This is a genomic window from Massilia consociata (genome assembly GCF_042432755.1).
Lineage (GTDB): Bacteria > Pseudomonadota > Gammaproteobacteria > Burkholderiales > Burkholderiaceae_D > Telluria > Telluria consociata.
In genome coordinates this window covers 54,521-73,891 of sequence record NZ_JBHLWP010000003.1, presented here as the reverse complement: position 1 = coordinate 73,891, position 19,371 = coordinate 54,521, and the positions used below count along the sequence as shown (strand labels likewise).

At 66.9% G+C, this 19,371-nt stretch carries 15 protein-coding genes; 8 read left to right on the top strand and 7 right to left on the bottom strand.

Going from position 1 to position 19,371, the window contains the following annotated elements; translation table 11 throughout:
* Positions 1–393 precede the first annotated feature (393 nt).
* Positions 394–1,413 carry a porin gene (locus ACFFJK_RS01920; protein ID WP_379677397.1) on the top strand — a complete coding sequence of 340 codons (1,020 nt, stop codon included), beginning with the start codon at positions 394–396 and terminating at the stop codon, positions 1,411–1,413.
* 66 nt (positions 1,414–1,479) lie between these two features.
* On the opposite strand, the gene ACFFJK_RS01915 is transcribed toward ACFFJK_RS01920, so the two are convergent.
* Together ACFFJK_RS01915 and ACFFJK_RS01910 are read right to left on the bottom strand one after the other, a co-directional pair.
* Positions 1,480–3,099: a methyl-accepting chemotaxis protein gene (locus ACFFJK_RS01915; RefSeq protein ID WP_379677396.1), complete on the bottom strand. Its 1,620-nt coding sequence runs from the start codon at positions 3,097–3,099 to the stop codon at positions 1,480–1,482.
* A gap of 52 nt (positions 3,100–3,151) precedes the next feature.
* Entirely contained in the window at positions 3,152–3,634 is a 483-nt protein-coding gene (locus ACFFJK_RS01910) for a chemotaxis protein CheW (RefSeq protein ID WP_379677395.1), read from the bottom strand.
* Between the two features lie 291 nt (positions 3,635–3,925).
* On the opposite strand from ACFFJK_RS01910, the gene ACFFJK_RS01905 reads away from it, so the two are divergent.
* From ACFFJK_RS01905 to ACFFJK_RS01895, 3 genes are all read left to right on the top strand, one after another.
* Positions 3,926–4,456 (top strand): GNAT family N-acetyltransferase, encoded by a 531-nt coding sequence (locus ACFFJK_RS01905; protein ID WP_379677394.1) that lies wholly within the window; start codon positions 3,926–3,928, stop codon positions 4,454–4,456.
* A complete protein-coding gene (locus tag ACFFJK_RS01900) occupies positions 4,456–4,581 on the top strand; it encodes a hypothetical protein (protein ID WP_379677393.1) in 126 nt (41 codons plus the stop codon). The genes ACFFJK_RS01905 and ACFFJK_RS01900 overlap by 1 nt, the downstream gene beginning before the upstream one ends.
* Before the next feature lie 81 nt (positions 4,582–4,662).
* A complete protein-coding gene (locus ACFFJK_RS01895) occupies positions 4,663–7,278 on the top strand; it encodes a hybrid sensor histidine kinase/response regulator (RefSeq protein WP_379677392.1) in 2,616 nt (871 codons plus the stop codon).
* Here ACFFJK_RS01895 and ACFFJK_RS01890 read toward each other — a convergent pair.
* Positions 7,268–8,920: a M28 family peptidase gene (locus ACFFJK_RS01890; RefSeq protein ID WP_379677391.1), complete on the bottom strand. Its 1,653-nt coding sequence runs from the start codon at positions 8,918–8,920 to the stop codon at positions 7,268–7,270. The two genes, ACFFJK_RS01895 and ACFFJK_RS01890, sit on opposite strands and share 11 nt — an antisense overlap.
* 138 nt (positions 8,921–9,058) lie before the next feature.
* Here ACFFJK_RS01890 and ACFFJK_RS01885 point away from each other — a divergent pair, with 138 nt between their 5' ends.
* The gene (locus ACFFJK_RS01885; RefSeq protein ID WP_379677390.1) at positions 9,059–9,457 is read left to right on the top strand and encodes a putative quinol monooxygenase; all 399 of its coding nucleotides are present in this window, start codon (positions 9,059–9,061) and stop codon (positions 9,455–9,457) included.
* Positions 9,458–9,460: 3 nt separating this feature from the next.
* Here ACFFJK_RS01885 and ACFFJK_RS01880 read toward each other — a convergent pair whose 3' ends face one another.
* The 3 genes from ACFFJK_RS01880 to waaF form a co-directional block, all read right to left on the bottom strand.
* Positions 9,461–10,606 (bottom strand): sensor histidine kinase, encoded by a 1,146-nt coding sequence (locus tag ACFFJK_RS01880; RefSeq protein ID WP_379677389.1) that lies wholly within the window; start codon positions 10,604–10,606, stop codon positions 9,461–9,463.
* A 152-nt stretch (positions 10,607–10,758) separates the two neighbouring features.
* Positions 10,759–11,769, bottom strand: coding sequence for an ADP-glyceromanno-heptose 6-epimerase (rfaD, locus tag ACFFJK_RS01875; RefSeq protein ID WP_379677388.1), 1,011 nt, complete (start codon positions 11,767–11,769; stop codon positions 10,759–10,761).
* A 27-nt stretch (positions 11,770–11,796) separates the two neighbouring features.
* Positions 11,797–12,819 (bottom strand): lipopolysaccharide heptosyltransferase II, encoded by a 1,023-nt coding sequence (gene waaF, locus ACFFJK_RS01870; RefSeq protein WP_379677387.1) that lies wholly within the window; start codon positions 12,817–12,819, stop codon positions 11,797–11,799.
* Positions 12,820–13,054: 235 nt separating this feature from the next.
* Between waaF and ACFFJK_RS01865 the strand changes: the two genes are divergently transcribed.
* The 3 genes from ACFFJK_RS01865 (at position 13,055) to ACFFJK_RS01855 (ending at position 17,382) form a co-directional block, all read left to right on the top strand.
* Positions 13,055–13,486, top strand: a complete 432-nt coding sequence (locus ACFFJK_RS01865; protein ID WP_379677386.1) for a DUF2946 family protein — start codon at positions 13,055–13,057, stop codon at positions 13,484–13,486.
* Between the two features lie 178 nt (positions 13,487–13,664).
* Positions 13,665–15,815, top strand: a complete 2,151-nt coding sequence (locus ACFFJK_RS01860; protein WP_379677648.1) for a TonB-dependent receptor — start codon at positions 13,665–13,667, stop codon at positions 15,813–15,815.
* A 7-nt stretch (positions 15,816–15,822) separates the two neighbouring features.
* The gene (locus ACFFJK_RS01855; protein WP_379677385.1) at positions 15,823–17,382 is read left to right on the top strand and encodes a PepSY domain-containing protein; all 1,560 of its coding nucleotides are present in this window, start codon (positions 15,823–15,825) and stop codon (positions 17,380–17,382) included.
* Here ACFFJK_RS01855 and ACFFJK_RS01850 read toward each other — a convergent pair.
* Positions 17,379–18,713, bottom strand: coding sequence for a chymotrypsin family serine protease (locus ACFFJK_RS01850; RefSeq protein WP_379677384.1), 1,335 nt, complete (start codon positions 18,711–18,713; stop codon positions 17,379–17,381). The two genes, ACFFJK_RS01855 and ACFFJK_RS01850, sit on opposite strands and share 4 nt — an antisense overlap.
* Positions 18,714–19,371 lie beyond the last annotated feature (658 nt).

The window sequence follows — 19,371 nt, the reverse complement described above, 5'->3', positions numbered from 1 at the left end:
CATGGCCGCTGTATCGCGGCTTTGCTGTTATTACATGCTCGACAGTGATGGTAGGCGTTGAAGCGAGATCGATCCAATCAATTTTTCCGCCATTCCGATACCAATTTAAGTATCAAGCAATTGTACTGTTGAGTTCTGGAAACGGCGGGAATTTGGCATTTTCGTCACCTATATGCAACACGGCGACCGCTATGGCTGGAAGTCTTGCGCTGGATCGTGCGGCATTTTGGCCACGCGCACATGCTTCTCCAAAACCGAATAAGCAAACTGCTAATGAATCGTGGCATCATTTCGATTGCACTGGTAAGGTAGTTTTTTGCAAAGCTTGAATCTGTTGCATCGAGCATGACGAGAGCGGCATTCGGAACCCATATCAACCCCTGGAGAACATCAATGAAAATGAAGAGCCTTGCCATCGCCCTGGTATCCATCCTGCCGCTGGCTGCCCATGCGCAGTCGAGCGTGACGGTCTACGGCATCGCCGACGCCTCGGTCGGCATCGAAGACACCGACGCGCCGGGCGAAGACAGCCGCACCGTGGTCAGCTCGGGCACGCAATCGACCAGCCGCATCGGCTTTCGCGGTACCGAAGACCTGGGCAACGGCCTGAAAGCGCTCTTCAACATCGAAGCGGGTTACGCCATCGACACCGGCGCCAGCGATACCGCCGGCCTGTTCCAGCGCCGCGCGGTGGTTGGCCTGCAAGGCTCGTTCGGCACGATCACCGTCGGCCGCGAGTACGGCCCGATCTCGGCGGTGGCCCAGTCGGCCGACCCGCTGGGTCATGGTTTCTACGGTTCGACCCTGGGCGGCTTCGGCGCCAACCGCCTGACCCGCCGCCTGGCGAACTCGGTCAACTACAAGAGCGAAGCATTGAACGGCTTCACCGTCCTGGGCTCGTACAGCGCGGGCGAGCGCCAGACCGACGACCCGTCGGGCAACCTGTGGGGCGCCGCGGTCGAGTACAAGAACGGCCCGCTGTACCTGGGCGCCGGCTACCAGCAGATCGAGCGCCTGGCCACCGGCGACGACCGCGAATACGCCTTCGGCGCCGGCTATACCATCGGCGCGTTCGACCTGCGCGCCGCCTACATGGAAGCCGACCTGGAAGGACCGAGCAACGAGTTCCGGTTCATGACCATCGGCGGCTCGTATACCGCCGGCCCCAACAAGTTCTTCGCCTCGCTGCACCAGCAGCGCATCGAGACCGGCGCCCGCGGCAACGGCTTCTCGCTGGCCTACAGCTACACCCTGTCCAAGCGCACCAACCTGTACAGCACCTACGCCCGCGTGCGCAACAACGGCCTCGCCGCCTTCGGCCTGACCTCGGCGGGCGGCACCTTCGCGCCGCCGCCGACCGCCCTCGGCGCCGATCCGTCGGTGTTCAATATCGGCGTGCGCCACTCGTTCTAACACGGACGCACAAACAAGAACGGCAAGCCTTGCGGCTTGCCGTTTTTTTTCATCCCGCCGGCGTGCTCAGGCCGCCAGTGCCTTCATCGCGCGCTGGGGCGCACCACGCGCGGGCGCCGTCGACGCCTGCGCGGCGCTGCCACCCTCGATGCGGAACACCGCCATCGCCTCGCTCAGGCGCGCCGCCTGCTCCTTCATCGCTTCGGCCGCGGCCGAGGCTTCCTCGACCAGCGCCGCGTTCTGCTGCGTCACCTGGTCCATCTCCACCACGGCCTGGTTGATCTGCTCGATGCCTGCCGTCTGTTCCTGGCTGGCGGACGAGATCTCGCCCATGATGTCGGTCACGCGGCGCACGCTGTCGACGATTTCCTGCATGGTGGCGCCGGCTTCGGCGACCAGCTTGCTGCCGCTGGCGACCTTGTCGGTGGAGTCGTTGATCAATGCCTTGATCTCCTTGGCCGCCGCGGCGGAACGCTGCGCCAGGTTGCGCACCTCGGTTGCCACCACGGCGAAGCCGCGGCCCTGCTCGCCCGCCCGCGCCGCTTCCACGGCCGCGTTCAGCGCCAGGATGTTGGTCTGGAAGGCGATGCTGTCGATGACGCCGATGATGTCGTTGATCTTGCCGGCCGAGGCATTGATGTCGCCCATGGTGCCGACCACCTGGCCGATCACGGCGCCGCCGCGCGCCGCCACCTGCGATGCCGCTTCGGCCAGCACGTTGGCCTGGCGCGCGTTGTCGGCGTTCTGCTTGACGGTCGAGGTCAGCTCTTCCATCGACGAGGCGGTTTCTTCCAGCGAGCTGGCCTGCTGTTCGGTGCGCGCCGAGAGGTCGAGGCTGCCCGCCGATACTTCCGATGCGGCCACGGTGATGGTGTCGGTGCCGGTACGCACGGTGCCGACGGTGCGCGCCAGGTTCTCGTTCATGCCCTTGAGCGCCGCCAGCAGCTGGCCCATCTCGTCGCGGCTGGTGACCTCGATGCGGCTGGTCAGGTCGCCGGCTGCCACGGTATTGGCCACTTCCAGCGCGCGCTGCACCGGACGGGTGATCGAGCGGGTGATCCAGAAGCCGACCGCCGCCGCCAGGCCGAGCGCGACGGCGCCCAGCGCCCACATCAGGCGGCGGGTATCCTGGTAGGTGCGCTCCGCTCCCGCCGCGTTTTCCATCGCGAGCTTCTGCTGCAGTGCGACCTGCGCATAGACGGCTTTCTTCAGGTTTGCCAACGCCGGACTCAACTGTTCTTTCAGGAACTCGCGCGCTTCCTCATGCGCACCGTCGTTGATGTGCTTGAGCAACTCTTCCTGTCCCGCAATGTAGCGCTTGGCATGGGTGCGCATCTCCGTCAGCACCGCGCGCCCCTCTTCGCTTTTCAGGGTCTTGTCGAGCTCGTCGAGGCGGCGGTCGATCTCCTTGCGCGAAGCCGCGATTTCCTCGACCTGCTTCGTACGGTCGGATTGCTCCTCGTTTAACATCATGTTGCGCAGCGCGATGGCGATGTCGTTGATTTCATCGATCAATGCGTTCGCCGCCTCGATGCGCGGCATGCTGTCGTTGACGATCTCGCTGGTGCCGTCGTTGACGCGGCCGAGCATCACGTTGCTCATCATGATCATGCCGACGAGCATGGTACAGACCAGGCCGAAGCCCAGGCCAAGGCGTTTGCCGATATTCAGGTTTCCCAGATTCATGGTGTCGTTCTCTTGTGATGTGCGGGTCCGAGGCCCGCTGTGTTGCAGGGGCTCAGGCCGCCTGTTTCATGCCGGCGATCAGGCCCAGCTGTTCGGAGCCCATCAGCCTGTCGATGTCGAGCAGGATCAGCATGCGCTCACCGACCGTGCCCAGTCCGGTGATGTAGTCGCCCTCGTTCGTCGTTCCCATCTCGGGCGCCGGGCGCACCTGGTCGCCGGCCAGGGTGACCACGTCCGAGACGCTGTCCACCACCATGCCGATCACGTGGTTCCTGATGTTCAGGACGATCACGACCGTGAACTGGTCGTAGGTTGGTTCGCCCAGGTTGAACAGGATGCGCATGTCCACGATCGGCACGATCGCGCCGCGCAGGTTCATGATGCCCTTGATGCAAGCGGGCGCACTGGGCAACAGGGTGGGCTCTTCGTAGCCGCGGATTTCCTGTACTTTCAGGATGCTAATGGCGTACTCTTCCTTTGCAAGGCGAAAGGACAGCACTTCGTTGTCGTGGTTGGTATTCGTTGGATCCGTCATGGTTCATCCCAGTTTCGTAACGTCGGAAATTGCCGAAACGCAAGATACATTACGTCCAATCCGGTGCGGATTCGATAGAGAAGTGGCAAGAATGGGGAGAAAATGTGCATTTGCAGTGCGTCGTATTGCGCCGATGCAACGGTTTTGTCCCGCTATTTTTGATTCAGGCTGGAATCCTTAGCTGTCTGTAAATGAAAGAAACAGTCGTTTGCCGACAGGCTTTCCTTTCCCTTGCTGGCACACATCGTGCATCCATCGAAGACATCCACCCTCATTTTCAACGAGCCAAGCATGATCATCCGCCGACTTGATGCACGTACCATCCGCGAACTGCGCACCCAACTTGCGACCCTGCTGCTGGACGCCGTCGCCGACGGCCATTCGCTCGGGTTCCTGAACGGCCTCGACGACGAGCAGCTCGACGCCTACTGGGCCGGCGTCGAAGCCGACGTCGCACACGGCAGCCGGGTGTTGCTGACGGCCGAACGCAACGGCATCCTGGCAGGAACCGTCCAGCTCGACCTGTGCCAGAAGCCCAACGGCAGCAACCGCGCCGAGCTGCAGAAGATGCTCGTGCATTGCACGCTGCGCCGGCGCGGCATCGGCACCGCCTTGCTGCAGGCAGCGGAAATCGAGGCGCTGGCCCTGCGCCGCGGCCTGCTCTTCCTCGACACCGAGGCCGGTTCCGGCGCCGAGCAGCTGTATGCCAGGGCTGGCTACACCCGCGTCGGCGAACTGCCCGACTATGCCTGCACGCCGAACGGCCAATGGCACCCGACCGCGATCTGGTTCAAGACCCTGTTCCCGCGCAGCCGCCGCTGATGCTGACCCTGCATACCCGGATCGACGCGGCGGCGCAGGTGCACGTCGAGCTGGCGCCGTTCGAGCCCGAGCCCGGCGCGAACGCCCATACCGAAGACATGGTGAGCGCGACCGTGACCCTGTAAAACAACAAGCTCGCATCCGGGGCGGTGCGCGTAGGCAATATCACGTAGAATCCGACACTTCCCTGTGTCTCGGATGATCGCGTGACCGGCACCACCCCTCCCCTTGCGCGCAGGCCGCTGCGCGCCTACCTGCTCTGGCTGGTCCTGGCCGTGCTCCTGCCGGGCGTCGCCGGCGCGGCCTTGCTGTTCGTGCACCAGTACCAGAAGGCACGCGCGCAGATCGAGCAGAAGACGATGCAGACGGTGCGCGCGCTGGTCTACACCGCCGAGAGCAAGCTGTTGCAGGGCCAGTCCATCGCCCGCACGCTGTCCACGATCGACGCGCTCGACAACGAGGACTTCGCGCGCGTGCACCGCCAGGCGCGCGAAGCCCTGCTGCTGGCGGGCGGGGACATGAACATGGTGCTGCGCGACCGCCATGGCCAGCAGATCGTCAATACGGCGCTCGACTACGGCGCGCCGCTGCCGCTCGACCCTTCGCCCCAGGTCGACAAGGTCTTCGCAACCGGCCAGCCCGCGATCTCGGACGTGTTCATCGGCGCCGTGCGCAAGCGGCCGACCGTCAGCGTAGATGTGCCGGCGCGGGTGCGCGGCGAGCTGCGCTATGTGCTGAGCATCGGCATGGGGCCGGAAAACTTCGACGGCCTGCTGACGCCGAAATCCGTGCCGGAAGGGGCCGTGTCCTCCCTGTTCGACCGCAACGGCATCATTTTCAACCGTAACCTCAACCGCCACCGGTCGATCGGCCAGCCGGTCAATCCGCTCCTGCGCAAGGCCGCGTTACACGCCAGCGAAGGCACGATCGCGTCGCGCTCGCGCGAAGGCGTCCCGCTGCAGACCTCGTTCGCGCGCTCCGAAGTGACGGGATGGGGCGTTGCGATCGGGATTCCGCGCGAGACGCTGCGCCAGGAACTGCTGGGGCAGCTCGCGATGCTGGCCGGCGGCGTCGCCGTGCTGTTCGCGATCGGGCTGTGCCTGGCGTGGCTGATCGGCGGACGCATGGCGCGTTCGGTGCAGGCGCTCACCGGGCCGGCGCTGGCGCTCGGCAAGGGGGGCACCGGCGCCGCCCTGCCGGCGCCCAGCGAAGTGCACGTGCGCGAAGCGGCCGACGTGGCGGCTGCCATCGGCAACGCCGCGGCGCTGCTCGATGAGCGCTCGCGCGACCTGGCCGCCAAGGAAGCGGCGCTGCGCGAAACCCACATGCTGGCGCGCTTCGGCACCTGGCACTGGAACCTGGGCGCTACCGCCATCGAGGTGTCGGATTCGGTGCCCCACATCTTCGGCCGCGCGCTGCCGCCGTTCGCGCAACAGCGCGGCACCGTGTTCACCGACGAATCGTGGCAGCAGGTGCAGCGGCTCACGTCCGAACTGGCGCGCCATGGCGGCAAGGGCAAGCTGCAGTTGCACGCCCTGCATGCCGACGGCCACCACATCTGGCTCGACTACCGCTGCGAGAGCGTGCATGGGGAAGACGGGCGCGTGGTGGCGCTGCGCGGCTCGATGCAGGACATCACCGAACGCGTGCGCGCCGAGGAAGCGCTGCGCCACGCCGACCAGCGCAAGAACGAATTCCTGGCGATGCTCGCGCACGAACTGCGCAACCCGCTGGCGCCGATCACCTCGGGCGCCCAGCTGCTCGGCCAGGACAAGCTCGACCCGGCGCGCGCAAAGCAGATCAGCGCCATCATCGCGCGCCAGGCGCGCCACATGGCCGGCCTGGTGGACGACCTGCTCGACGTCTCGCGCGTCACGCGTGGGCTGGTGGCGCTGGCCAAGGAACGCATCGACATCAATGCCGTGGTGCTGGATGCCGCCGAACAGGTGCAGTCGCTGGTGCGCGACAAGGCGCACCGGCTCGAGGTCCGGCCCCTGCCCCAGCCTTGTCACGTGTCCGGCGACCGCAAGCGGCTGGTGCAGGTGGTGGGCAACCTGCTGCACAACGCGGCCAAGTTCACCGACCGCGGCGGCCACATCGAGGTCGGGGTCGGGATCGAGGTCGGAAGCGATGCGGCGGCCGACGGCGGCCGGGTCGTGGTGGAGGTGCGCGACAACGGCATCGGCATGCTGCCGGAGGAGCTGGAGCCCGCCTTCGACATGTTCGTCCAGGGCGAGCGCACGCCGGACCGCTCCCTGGGCGGCCTGGGCATCGGCCTGGCGCTGGTGCGCAGCCTGGTGGAGCTGCACGGCGGCAGCGTGGACGTGGCCAGCGCCGGCCCCGGCCAGGGCACCAGCTTCACGGTGCGCCTGCCGCGCTGCGCCGGACGCGCCGCGGGCGACACCGTCGAGCAAGCCGCGCCCGCGCCGGCGGGGCAGCTCAAGGTGCTGGTGGTGGACGACAACGTCGACGCGGCCCAGGTGCTGGCCATGTACGTCGGCGCGCGCGGCCACGAGGTGAAAGTCGAGCACGACTCCGTGCAGGCCCTCGCGCACGCCCCCGGCTTCGCGCCCGACGTCTGCCTGCTCGACATCGGCCTGCCCGAGATGGACGGCTACGAACTGGCGCGGCGCCTGCGCCGGCACCCGGCCACGAAAGACGCGGTGCTGGTGGCGGTGACCGGCTACGGCCAGGAACAGGACCGCCGCAACAGCGCGCAAGCCGGCTTCGACCACCACCTGGTCAAGCCGGTGGACCTGGCCAGCCTGGAGACGATCCTCTCGGCCGGCCCGCAGGGATCGAGACGCGAACTCAGCGCTTGACGCTGCCGAAGGCTTCGCCCTTCTTCCAGGCCGGCATGGCCTGCGCGTTGGCTACCGCATAGCCCAGGTTCAGCGTGAACTGGGTCTGCTGCACCATGCCCGACAGGTCCCAGTCCGGACGGTATTCGTCGGTCACCTGGTGGTAATCCTTCTTGAAGCCGACCATCTTCTCGCTCGACGCCGCGTGGTCGTGCGCGAACTCGAAATGGCCGTCGCCCGAGAACACGGCCGAGCCGACGTTAAAGGCCGGCACGCCCGCCTTGGCGAAATTGAAGTGGTCGGCGCGGAAGTAGGCGCCGGACAGGTCCGGGATGGTCGGCGCGAGCTTCAGGCCCATGCGCTTCGCCACCCCGGCGGCGGTGTCGTACAGGGTGCTGCGCTCGGCGCCCGGCACGCCGATGTCCTTGGTGACGCCGACGAAGTTCAGGCTGTCGAGGTTCAGGTTGGCGGCGGTTTTCGCCAGCGGGACCACCGGGTCCTTCACGTAGGCGGCGCTGCCCAGCAGGCCCTGCTCCTCGGCGGCCGGCCACAGGAACACCTGGGTACGGCGCGCCGGCTTCTTCACCGCCTCGGCCGCCATCGCCAGCAGCGCGGCGGTACCGGATGCGTTGTCGATCGCGCCGTTGTAGATGCGGTCCTTGCCGGGCGCTGCGGAACCCGGCTGCGCTTCGTCCATGCCCATGTGGTCCCAGTGCGAGGAGTAGACCACGGCCTGGTCCTTCAGCTTCGGGTCAAGGCCCGGGACCAGGCCGATCACGTTGAACTGCTCGACCTGGCGCACGCTCGATCTGATCTCGACGTGGGCGGCGACCTTGAGGTCGACCGGGCGGAAGTCGCGCCGCTCGGCCTGCGCGCGCAGCCGGTCGAGGTCGAAGCCGCCCGCCGCGAACAGCTCGCGCGCGGTGTCCTCGTGCAGCCAGCCCTCGATGGGGTTGCCGGGACCGGCCAGGCGGAAGCGCTCGTGCGAGAAGCCGTTGGCCGGCACGCTCCACGGATAGGACGACGACGGGATCGTGTGGATCAGCAGCGCGCCGGCCGCGCCCTTGCGCACCGCTTCCTCGAACTTGTACAGCCAGCGGCCGTACCAGGTGTAGGCCTTGCCGGCGAAGCGGTTCGGCTCCTCCGCCGTGGGCTGTGGGTCGTTGACCATCATGACGAGGATCTTGCCCTTCACGTCCACGTCCTTGTAGTCGTTCCACTTCTCTTCGGGCGCGTCGACGCCGTAGCCGACGAACAGCAGCGGCGCATCGAAAGACAGGCTGGCGCGCCCGCTGGCGGTGCCGAACACGATGCCCTTGCCGATCTCCGGCGCCAGGCGCTTGCCGCCGGCCTGGAAGCTCACCGCGCTGCCGGGCAGGAGCTTCGTGCCCTGGATCTCCACCTTCTGGCGGTAGCCGCCGTCCGCCCGGTCCGGATAGGCGGGCTTCAGGCCGATGACCGCGGCCTGGGTCTCGAGGTAGCGCACCGTCAGGTCGCCGCCGCGCTGGCCCGTGCCGCGGCCTTCGAACAGGTCGTCGGCGAGCAGCGCCAGGTGCGCCCGCAGCACCGGCTCGGAGACGCTCGGAGCCTGCTGCGCGAAGGCGGCGGGCAGGGAAAGGGGAACGGCGAGGGTGACGGCGAGAGCGAGGATCGTTGGGCGCATCGGAGGTCCGAAAGGAGGTTGGCAAAGGTGCATCTTACCCCACATGCACAGGCGTGCGAAGGCGCTTGCGGCCGGCCGGCAGGCGCGCCTATACTCATCGTTCATCATTGTTTTCTTGCTCACGACAGGGACCGACCCATGACGATTTCGCGCCGCACCGCGGTTGCCGCGCTGGCGGCCCTTCCCCTCGCCGCCCAGGCATCACCAGACAAGAAGGAACCCGCTCCCATGTACGGCCTGATAGGAAAAATGCGCGCCCAGCCGGGCCAGCGCGATGCGTTGATCGCCATCCTCCTGGAAGGCACGGCCGCCATGCCGGGCTGCCTGAGCTACGGGATCGCCAAGGACAAGCTCGATGCCGACGCGCTCTGGATCACCGAAACCTGGGACAGCCAGGCCAGCCACAAGGCCTCGCTGTCGCTGCCCTCGGTGCAGGCGGCGATCGCCAAGGGCCGGCCGCTGATCGCCGGTTTCGGCGAGCGTTTCGAAACCGAACCGGTGGGCGGACACGGCATGATGGCGCGGCAGCGCAGCTGAAGTTCAGGCGGCAGTCGGTGCGCCGGCAAACGGCCGCGCGTCCATGGGAAGATCGATGACGAAGACGGTGCCGTCGTCCTCGGACGAGGACATCATCACGCTGCCGCCGTGCGCTTCGGCGATGCGCCGCACGTAAGGAAGGCCGACACCCCAACCTTCGCCCAGGCCCTGGTTGCCGGCCCGGCGGTAGAGCTGGAAGATGCCCTCGCTGTCTTCAGGCGCGATCGGCGCTCCCCGGTTATGCACCAGCACCTGCACCCGCTCCTGCGTGGTGGAAACCGTGATCCTGACGGGCGCGTCGGGCGCACCGTACTTGATCGCGTTGTTGACCAGGTTCTCGATGGCCCGTCGCAGCGCCTCGGCGCACCACCAGCCGCGCACCTGCCCTGCTTCGACGGACAGCTCCACGGCGTGCGCAACCTCGGCCGCCTGCGCCACCTCGCGCGCCAGCGTTACCAGGTCGACCTCCTGGATCGTCAGCCGCACCGGGCCCGTCTTGCTGAAGGCGATGCGGTCGAGCAGCTCGCGCGTCATGCCGTCGATGCGCTGGGTGCTGGCCACGATCTTCTCGACATAACGGCGCACGTTGGCGTCGCCGGACGTATGCGCGATCATCTCGGCCGCCATCTGGGCGGTGGACAAGGGCGTGCGCAGGTCGTGCGCCATCGCGGCCACGAACTGCTCGCGCAGCGCCGCCTGCACCACGGTGAAGGCGTTGGCGCTCTCGCGGATGGTGGCATCGATATACGAGGACAGCATCGCCCGCTGCTCCCCCTCGAGCACCACGCCATGCCGCTCGAGCTCGCGGAACAGCACGTCGCGGAAGATCTGCATCTCGTGGATGACGGCAGTGGCGTCGTACAAGGTCAGGCGCGCCCGCTCGCCGCCATGCTCGCTGGCGACGGTGCCGAGGTCGGAGACGATGCGCGCCGGATGCTGCGGCGTGAGCAGCGCGGCCAGCGTGTCGAAATAGGCGGGCAGCGTGTTCGCGAGGATCGGCAGCGACAATTCCTTCGCCTGCGGCACGGCACGGCGCACCTCGGCCATCCAGGCATCGAGGACCTGGCCGCGCAGCGCAACCATCGCGCGCGTCACGGGCGAGAGTTCGGGGTCGTCCGGGGACAGGTTCCCGGTAAGGTTTGCATCCATCGCCTGTGTAAACCGTAATCACATTGACAAGAAAGAACGTGATTGCAGTCTACACGACGGTGTTTGCCCATGTCGCGTGAATGCCGTTGTCGCCCAGCCACGCCTCATCCATGAGCTTGTCTTATGGATGAGCCAGGATTTATAAGACGATCTTATACAGTCTTCAGGTATTGCATGTACTTCGCCACGCCCTTGGCCACATCCAGGAACGGCGCGTCGTAGCCGGCCGCGCGCAGGGCGCCGATGTCGGCCTGGGTGAAGCTCTGGTACTTGCCCTTGAGCTTGTCCGGGAACGGGATGTATTCCAGCAGGCCCTTCTCGACGATCTGTTCCAGCGTGAGCGGCGCGCCGCCTTCGTTCGCCAGCGCGTTGACGGTGGCCACCGCCAGGTCGTTGAAGGGCTGGGCGCGGCCGGTGCCGAGGTTGAAGATGCCGCGCTTGTCCGGGTTGTCCAGGAAGAACAGGTTGACCTTGACCACGTCGTCGACATGGATGAAGTCGCGCATCTGGGTGCCGGCTTCGTAGCCTTCGTTGGCGCCGAACAGCTTGACTTTTCCGTCCTTGAGGAACTGGTGGTACTGGTGGAACGGCACCGAGGCCATCGTGCCCTTGTGCCCCTCGAGCGGCCCGTAGACGTTGAAGTAGCGCAGGCCGACGACCTGGCTGCCGGCGCTTTTGCCGCCATCGCTGCCCTGCCGCTGCCAGTGGCGGCGCAGGTACTGGTCGAACAGGAATTTCGAGTATCCGTAGACGTTGAGCGGGCGCTCGTGCTCGCGCTCTTCGCGGAACACGGTGCCGCCGCCGTACACGGCCGCCGACGAGGCATAGATGAAGGGAATGCCTTCGCGCTGGCAGAACTCGAACAGCGCGATGGTGTATTCGTAGTTATTCTTCATCATGTAGCGGCCGTCCGTCTCCATGGTGTTGGAGCAGGCGCCCTGGTGCAACACGGCCGTGAACTTGCCGTCGAACTCGCCGGCCTTCAGGCGAACGATGAAGTCTTCCTTGTCGAGGTAGTCGGCCACTTCGGCATCGACGATGTTGACGAACTTCTCCGGGCGCGACATGTTATCGACCGCAAACACGCTGAACGGCTCGCGCTTCGACAGCGCGTGCACCAGGTTGGCTCCGATAAAGCCGGCTGCGCCAGTAACCAAAATCATTTTCTACCTCTTCTCTCGATGATTGCTTCAGGCCGCAGCCAGCATCGGCTGCAGCGGTTGCCAGACGTCGGCCGGCAGGATCTGTTTCATGCAGTTCTGGTGGCCCAGCGGGCACTCGCGCTGCTGGCAGGGCGAACATTCGATGTGCAGCCACAGCACCTTGGCCAGCCTTGATAACGGCGGGGTGTGGCGCGGATCGGTCGGGCCATAGATCGCCACCACCGGGCGGCGCAGGGCGGCGCCGATGTGCATCAGCCCCGAATCGTTGGTCACCACCGCGGCCGCGCGCGAAATCAGCGCGATCGCCTCGGACAGCGAAGTCGAGCCGGCCAGGTTGTGCGCGTCCGGCACGACCGCCACGATCTCTTCGCAGACGGCGCGGTCCTTCGGCGAGCCGAGCAGCAGCACCTGCACGTCCGGGCGCTCGGCGCGGATCGTGCGGGCCAGCTCGGCAAAATAATCCGAGGGCCAGCGCTTGGCCGGGCCGAATTCGGCGCCGGGCGCGAAGGCCACATAGGGGCCGGGCGGCAGGTCGAGGCGCGCGACGGCCGCCTCGAATTCGCCGGGGGCGACCGCCATTTCCGGTTCCGGCAGCTTGTCGGGACGCGGCAGGTGGCGCACCGGCTCGTCGGCCAGCGCGGCGTAGAACTGGGCCATCGGACGCGGCGCGGCCTTGTCGTCGTGGTGCATCACGTTGACCAGGCCGTAGCGCATCTCGCCCTTGTAGCCGACCCGTTTCCGGATCCCGGCCAGCCAGGGAATCAGCGCGAATTTCAGGGTGTTCGGCAGCACATAGGAATCCTCGTAACCGCGTTCCTTGAGCATCTTCGCGAACTGCTTGCGCTCGGCCCACTGCAGCGAGCCGTGCTTGAAGGGCGACTCGATGACGGTGTCCACCTCGCGCATCGCGCGCCACACCGGCGCGACCCAGGTCGGGGCCAGCACGTCGATCGGGCGCTCCGGGTGGCGCTCCTTCAGGCGGCGCAACAGCGGCTGCGCCATCACGGCGTCGCCGATCCAGTTGGGGGAAATGACTAGCGTGCGCAACATGGGTCCTTCGTTGTGGTTCGGGACAGGGTCGCCGCCTCCGCGTCTCTGCGTATGTGCGGCGCCTGCATTCGGAATCCGTGATTATAGCAATGGGGGCGAGCGCGGCGGCAGCCATCCCGCTCCCACGCTCGCCGCTTTCCTGCCGGCTTGCGCAAGGCTTGACGAACTTGCCGTGTACCATTTGACCACGGCGCGATCCGAAAAAAACACCGGTGCTAGAATCGCAAGCATGGGAATGCGCCGCACAACTTTCGCCGCTGCTGCATGGGCTGCCCTGATCGCCCTCGTCCTGGCGGTACTGGCGCCGGGGCTGTCGCATGCCTTCCCCGGACAGCACGGCCAGCACAGCATCGATGCCGAGATGTGCAGTGCTTCCGGCATGTACATGACCCACCAGATCGTGCTGGACGACGCCCCGCTGTCGTCACAGCACATGCTTGCCTTCGAACATTGCCCATTCTGCTGCCAGAACGGCCCGGGCGCATTCGCCCCTCCCGCCCGATCCGTTCCGCCTGCCCGTGACAGGCAGTACATCCCTTCTCCCCCATCTCTTCCACCAGTCCCCCACACCCCTGTTCGCGTGGACGGCTGCGCAGCCTCGCGGCCCGCCTGCGGCCTGACGTGGCAACCCATGGGCGCGCGCCCGGGCCGGCATTGCCGCGCCTGACGCACGTCCATCGATAACGGCGCCGATCCTCGACGGCGGCGCCTGGTTCCACGCGCCCGCACGCGGCGCACCAGCGAGAATCGTCATGACTTCATTGAAACAGATGGGGGCCTCCCCATGCCGCAGCGGCGCCCGCGCGCGCGCCGGCGGCTTCCTTGCGCGCCCGCGCCTGCTGCCCATGGCGCTGGCCTGCGCCTTCGGCTCCCTGAGCGCACAGGCCCAGGCCCAGCCTCACACCCGGGCCACGCCCCCGCTTCCCACCGTGGAAATCACCGGCACGGCCCCGCGCACCGACGTGCTGCCGGCGCTCGACGCGGTCAACGACACCGCCAGCCGGCTCGGCCTGAGCGTGCGCGAGACGCCGGCCAGCGTCAGCGTGGTCGAGCGCGCCACCATCGACGAGCGCGGCGCGCAGGACACCCAGGAAATCCTGCGCGCCATTCCCGGCGTGACCGCGCACAGTGCGCCGGGCAGCATCAGCGTGAGCTACCGCGGCTTCGGTGGCGGTTCGGTCAGCCAGCTGTTCAACGGCATCAACGTCCAGTACACGATTGCCGCCCGTCCGGTGGACAGCTGGATCGTCGAGCGCGTCGAGGCGATCGGCGGCCCGTCCAGCTTCCTGTTCGGCGCGGGCGCCGTGGGCGGCACCATCAACTACATAACGAAAACGGCGCAGCGGCGAGAGTTCGGCGAAGCCCAGCTGCGCCTTGGCTCGCACGGATTGAAGGAAGCGTCGTTCGGCCTGAACCGGCGTGTGGCGGGCGACGGCGCCGGCGTGGCGGACCACCATGTGCGCCTCGACCTCAACCACCGCGACGCCGGCAGCCGGATCGACGGCACCGGCACCCGCGCCACCCAGCTCGCCAGCTCGCTGCGCTCCGACCTGGGGCGCGGCCTCACGCACACCCTGGCCTACGAGTTCCAGGACGAAGACGTGTCGCGTCCTTACTGGGGCACGCCCCTGCTCAACCCGGTGGCCGGGGCGGCGCGGATCGACGAGGCCACCCGCTCCAGGAACTACAACAGCGCCGACGGCGTCTACGCCCAACGCGTGCACTGGCTGCGCTCCGTCACGCAGTGGCAGCCCGGCGAAGGCGCACGCCTGACCAACACCCTCTATGCCTACGACGCGCTGCGCGACTACCGGAACGTGGAAAGCTACCGCTTCAACCCAGGTAACACGGCCGTGATCCGCTCCGGCGTGCTGCTGCAGCGCCACGACCAGCGCATGGTCGGCAACCGCCTCGACGCCACCTGGCGCGGCGACGTCGGCGCGCGCCGCAGCGACTGGGCCTTCGGCGCCGATCTCAGCGTCAACCGCCAGACCCGCTTTCCCAACAGCCTGGCGGGGACGGTGAGCACGGTCGACCCGTACGATTTCGCCACCGAGCGCTTCTTCGACATCCCGGGCATGGCGCCGGGCTTTCGTCCCGACCGCGACAACCGGGTGACGACATTTGCCGCCTACCTGGAAAACCGCACCCTGCTCGCGCCCGCGCTGAGCCTGGTGACGGCGCTGCGCAAGGAGCGCATCGAGCTCGACCTGACCAACCGGCGCGCGGTCACGGCCGCCAATCCGGCCGGCTTCGCGCGGCGCTACCATCCCCTGACCGGACGCGCCGGCCTGAACTGGGAAGTGTCGCCCGGCGCCAGCGTGTATGCCCAGTATGCGACGGCGGCCGACCCGCCGTCCGGCGTGCTGTCCACGGCCTCGTTCGCCGACGTGCGCAACAACAGCGAGCTGACCACCGGCCGCCAGGCCGAGGTGGGCGCCAAGCTGGATTTCTGGCAGGGCAAGGGCTCGGCCACGCTGGCGCTGTACGACATCACCCGCAAGCACATCGCCACGCAAGACCCGCTCGACAGCAACCTGACCGTGCTGGTGGGAGAACAGTCGGCGCGCGGCATCGAGCTGGCGGCCGGCCTGCGGCCGACGCGCCAATGGTCGATCCAGGGCAACGTCACCCACGTGGACGCGCGCTACGAGAACTACCGCCAGGGCGGCGTCTCGCTGGCCGGCAAGACGCCGGTCAACACACCGGAAACGGTCGCGAACCTGTGGGTGTCGTACGCCTTCACGCCCGCGCTCAAGGCCAGCATCGGCCTGCGCCACGTCGGCAAGGTGTATGCGGACGCCACCAACACGGTCACCTGGCCGTCCTATACCTTGATCGACCTGGGCCTGAGCTGGCGGATCGACCCCAGGCTCACGCTCACCGGACGGGTGCGCAACGCGGGCGACCGCATCCATGCGCTGAGCATGACGGGCACGATGGCCTACCTGGGCGCGGCGCGCAGCGCCGACCTCGCGCTGCGCTACGCATTCTGAGGCTGCCATGGGAAGCTCCACCAAACGCCTGCTGTTCCTGCTGCACCGCTGGCTCGGCATCCTCCTGTGCGCCTTCTTCGCCATGTGGTTCGTCTCGGGCGTGGTCATGATGTACGTCGGCTACCCCAAGCTGACGGAGGCCGAACGCCTGCGCCACCTGCCGGCGCTCGATGCCGGCGCGCCGCTGCTCGGCCCCGCGCAGGCGCTGGCAGCCGCCGGTGTCGCCGGCCCGCTGCAGGAGCTGCGGCTGGCCGCCGCCAGCGCCGGACGCCCGGTCTACCTGGCGGTGCCGGCACGCCCTTCCGCACCGGGCGCCGGCAAGCCGCGGCCCGGCGCCGGCACGATCGTGATCGATGCGCGCACCGGCGCCCGCCTGGCGCGCGTCGACGAAGCCGCCGCCCTGGCCAGCGCCGCCGCCTTCGCCGGACCCGGCGTGCCGCTGCGCGCGCTCGGCCCGGTGGACGAGGACGCCTTCACGCACTCGCGCGGCCTGGACGGGCACCGCCCGCTGTACCGCGTGCAGCTGTCCGACCCGGCCGCCACCCTGCTCTACATCTCCGGGCAGACCGGCGAAGTCGTGCGCGATGCGCCGCGCAGCGAACGGCTGTGGAACTACGCGGGCGCGTGGATCCACTGGCTGTACCCCTTCCGTGGCAACCGCTTCGACCCGTACTGGGCGAACATCGTCAACTGGCTGTCGATCGCCGGCATCGCCATGGCGCTCAGCGGCACGGTAGTCGGCATCCTGCGCTGGCGCTTCAAGACGCCCTACCGCAGCGGCGCCAGGACGCCCTACCCGTCCGGCATGATGCGCTGGCATCACATCGGCGGCCTGCTGTTCGCCGCGGTCACCATCACCTGGATCTTCAGCGGCCTGATGTCGATGAACCCCTGGCGCATCTTCGACAGCGGCGCCGCGCCGCTGCGCACGCAAGCGTTCGAAGGCGGCCCGCTGGCGCCGTCCGCGCGCGACGCGGCCCCGGGGGCACTGCTGGTCGCCGCGGGAGGCAGCATCCGCGAACTGCGCTGGACGCGCGTGCTTGGCACGACGGTCGTGCAGGCGCGCAGCGCGGGCGGGCGGCCGCTGCTGCTCGACAGCGAGACGGCGCGGCCGGTCGTGCCGGACGCCGCCGCATTGCAAGCCGGGATCGCGCAGCTGCTTCCCTACCCGCTGGCGCGCATCGAGCGGCTCGACAGCTACGACCTGCACTATTACGCGCGCGACGACCACACCATGACCGGCGGCACGGACAAGCCGCTGCCGGTGCTGCGCGCCGTGTTCACCGACCCGCACGCGAGCTGGGTGCACGTCGATCCCCACACCGGCGCCATCGTGGCACGCAGCGACCGCCACAAGCGCTGGAGCCGCTGGCTGTTCGCCATGCTGCACAGCTGGGATTGGCTGCCGCTGCTGGAACGCCGGCCCCTGTGGGATCTGTTGTTGATCGTGCTGAGCATCGGCGGCACGGTGATGAGCGTGACCGGCATCGTGATCGGCTGGCGCCGGCTCGGGCGCAAGCTGGGCAGCGTGCGGCCTGGGATGAAGCCGCTCGTTGCGGAGCGCTAGGATTCGTCGAGCGCAACGCCATGCAGCGCATTGCGCCAGCTGTTGCCGATGTTCCCGCAAATGAGGCGGCAGAACGATGCCGCCTGCTGCTGCAGCATGCGGTGGTGGTTCGTCTGCAGGAACTTGCCGAGCCCCTCGTACAGGTCCCACATCACTTCCTCGGTATCGTGCGCGCCGAGTTTGACGGGAATGCGGGTATCCGGATCGCGCATGGCCTCGCGCAGCGCCATGATCATGTCCGTCACCGGCATCTTGCGCCACATGACCATCAGGCGCGGCACGTGTTGGAAGATGTGGCGGAAATAGATGCGGTTGTGCGCATAGGCTTCCCAATAGGCGCGCCCGCGCTCTGTCTCGCACAGGAAGGCCTCGAACTGCCCCAGCAGGGTTTCCTCCTGGGAGCGCACCTGGTCGCCTGGCGTCAGCACCGTGACCCCGAGGCTCGCGGTAATGCGGTCGATGGGCGTGGCGACGCCGATCCGGTTGGCATCCGGCGACTTGCCCCACAACAGGCCGACGACCAGGTTGTGGTCCTCGTCGATGCGGTGGACCACGGCCGCCCCCGAATCGCCGTGGTCGACGAATTCGCTGCCGGCGCCATCGATGAACAGCATGTCCTGGAACCGCTCGCGGTTGGCGGCCACGCCGCTGTAGTAAATGCTTACTACGCTGCCATGGGTCAGCCCGGTGGACACGCCGCGCTTGGCGACGGCATACGGCAGGTCCGCCCTGCCGACATCATGCGTACCGGTGACGGCGCCGATCTCGCGGATGTAGGCCAGGCCGGTGTCGTTGAAATGCTCCAGGTTGGCGATGGCGGCATCCACCTGAGAACAATCCTGCACCGCCACCGCAGTGCCGATCTCGTCGCACTTCACTTTGGACGGCTGGTACACCGTGGCGCCGACCTCGCCGAGCACGTGCGCCGCCGTCAGCGCATAGCAGCTGCCGTCGGGCTTCTTGACCATGCAGCCGAGCGTGCCGAAGAAGTAGCCGACGCTGAGTTTCGTCCCGCCCACCAGCGGGCGGTACTTGCCGTCGTCTTCGTAGATAGCGCGCTTTTCGGATGTTGCCTCGCAGCGGATGATGGGCGCGTGCTCGATGACGTCGATGGGAAAGCCGTCGACTTCGAGTGGGATCTGTTCGTCGATGGGGATGGACGCCAGGGGGCGCTTGCGGGTGAGGTGGACGCAGATCGCCAGGGTGCCGGTCGGTTTGCCCTTGATGCGCTTGACGCCGATGCTGGTGCCGTGGACACCGGGAATCGTCATGACGCTCGCGTGAAAGAACTCTTTCGCCTGCTTCAGCTGCTCGAAGCTCGTCTCATCCATCGTTGCTCTCCCCCTAGAAAGTAACGCTGCGGTAATTGGCGTGTTCGCCAGGAAAGTGTCAATTTAGCACTAAGTTATGGATGAGTCACGGGGTATTTACGCGACTTGCATGCAATGTCATTCACCGTGCATGTGACATGAAGTTTGGAAAGCGCGGAGATGACAAGAGTACCTCTATAGAGCGATCCCACGTCGACTCAGGCAAGTGACGGTGATGTCACCCGAGGGTGGCCGAGTTCCGCTCTGTTCGTCGCAAAGCAAGCAGGGATTCGCCCACGTCCCGCGGGCCGCCCTTGCGCAAGTATGCGCAAGGCTTCGAACCTGCCGCCTTGGCGACCACGCAGAGCCCGCAGGGGCTCTGCTTCTCTCCGCCATGAAAAAAATAAAAAATGGCGGAGAGAGGGGGATTCGAACCCCCGATAGGCTAAGCAAATCATCTAAAGGAAAAAAACTACATGTATTCAATCGCTTAGAAGAAGTAACCTGCGCTAATGATGCTCAGCAGTTACCGTGTGTCTTAGTAGGAGAGACGGAAGAGTAACAATTCCGATAGCGCAGCTGACACGTTCGAGTGACAAAATGTGAAGATTTTCGGTTTGGAAACCTGATAGCCTGGATGGTAGAACTGTCTATAAGCATTCACCTACCTATCCTTCCT

Coding starts and splice junctions, on each gene's coding strand:
- rfaD (WP_379677388.1), bottom strand. CDS start 11,769: ATGATTTTGGTTACTGGCGCAGCCGGCTTTATCGGAGCCAACCTGGTG.
- ACFFJK_RS01890 (WP_379677391.1), bottom strand. CDS start 8,920: ATGCGCCCAACGATCCTCGCTCTCGCCGTCACCCTCGCCGTTCCCCTT.
- ACFFJK_RS01880 (WP_379677389.1), bottom strand. CDS start 10,606: ATGGATGCAAACCTTACCGGGAACCTGTCCCCGGACGACCCCGAACTC.
- ACFFJK_RS01915 (WP_379677396.1), bottom strand. CDS start 3,099: ATGAATCTGGGAAACCTGAATATCGGCAAACGCCTTGGCCTGGGCTTC.
- ACFFJK_RS01920 (WP_379677397.1), top strand. CDS start 394: ATGAAAATGAAGAGCCTTGCCATCGCCCTGGTATCCATCCTGCCGCTG.
- ACFFJK_RS01900 (WP_379677393.1), top strand. CDS start 4,456: ATGCTGACCCTGCATACCCGGATCGACGCGGCGGCGCAGGTGCACGTC.
- ACFFJK_RS01860 (WP_379677648.1), top strand. CDS start 13,665: ATGGCGCTGGCCTGCGCCTTCGGCTCCCTGAGCGCACAGGCCCAGGCC.
- ACFFJK_RS01850 (WP_379677384.1), bottom strand. CDS start 18,713: ATGGATGAGACGAGCTTCGAGCAGCTGAAGCAGGCGAAAGAGTTCTTT.
- waaF (WP_379677387.1), bottom strand. CDS start 12,819: ATGTTGCGCACGCTAGTCATTTCCCCCAACTGGATCGGCGACGCCGTG.
- ACFFJK_RS01855 (WP_379677385.1), top strand. CDS start 15,823: ATGGGAAGCTCCACCAAACGCCTGCTGTTCCTGCTGCACCGCTGGCTC.
- ACFFJK_RS01905 (WP_379677394.1), top strand. CDS start 3,926: ATGATCATCCGCCGACTTGATGCACGTACCATCCGCGAACTGCGCACC.
- ACFFJK_RS01910 (WP_379677395.1), bottom strand. CDS start 3,634: ATGACGGATCCAACGAATACCAACCACGACAACGAAGTGCTGTCCTTT.
- ACFFJK_RS01865 (WP_379677386.1), top strand. CDS start 13,055: ATGCGCCGCACAACTTTCGCCGCTGCTGCATGGGCTGCCCTGATCGCC.
- ACFFJK_RS01885 (WP_379677390.1), top strand. CDS start 9,059: ATGACGATTTCGCGCCGCACCGCGGTTGCCGCGCTGGCGGCCCTTCCC.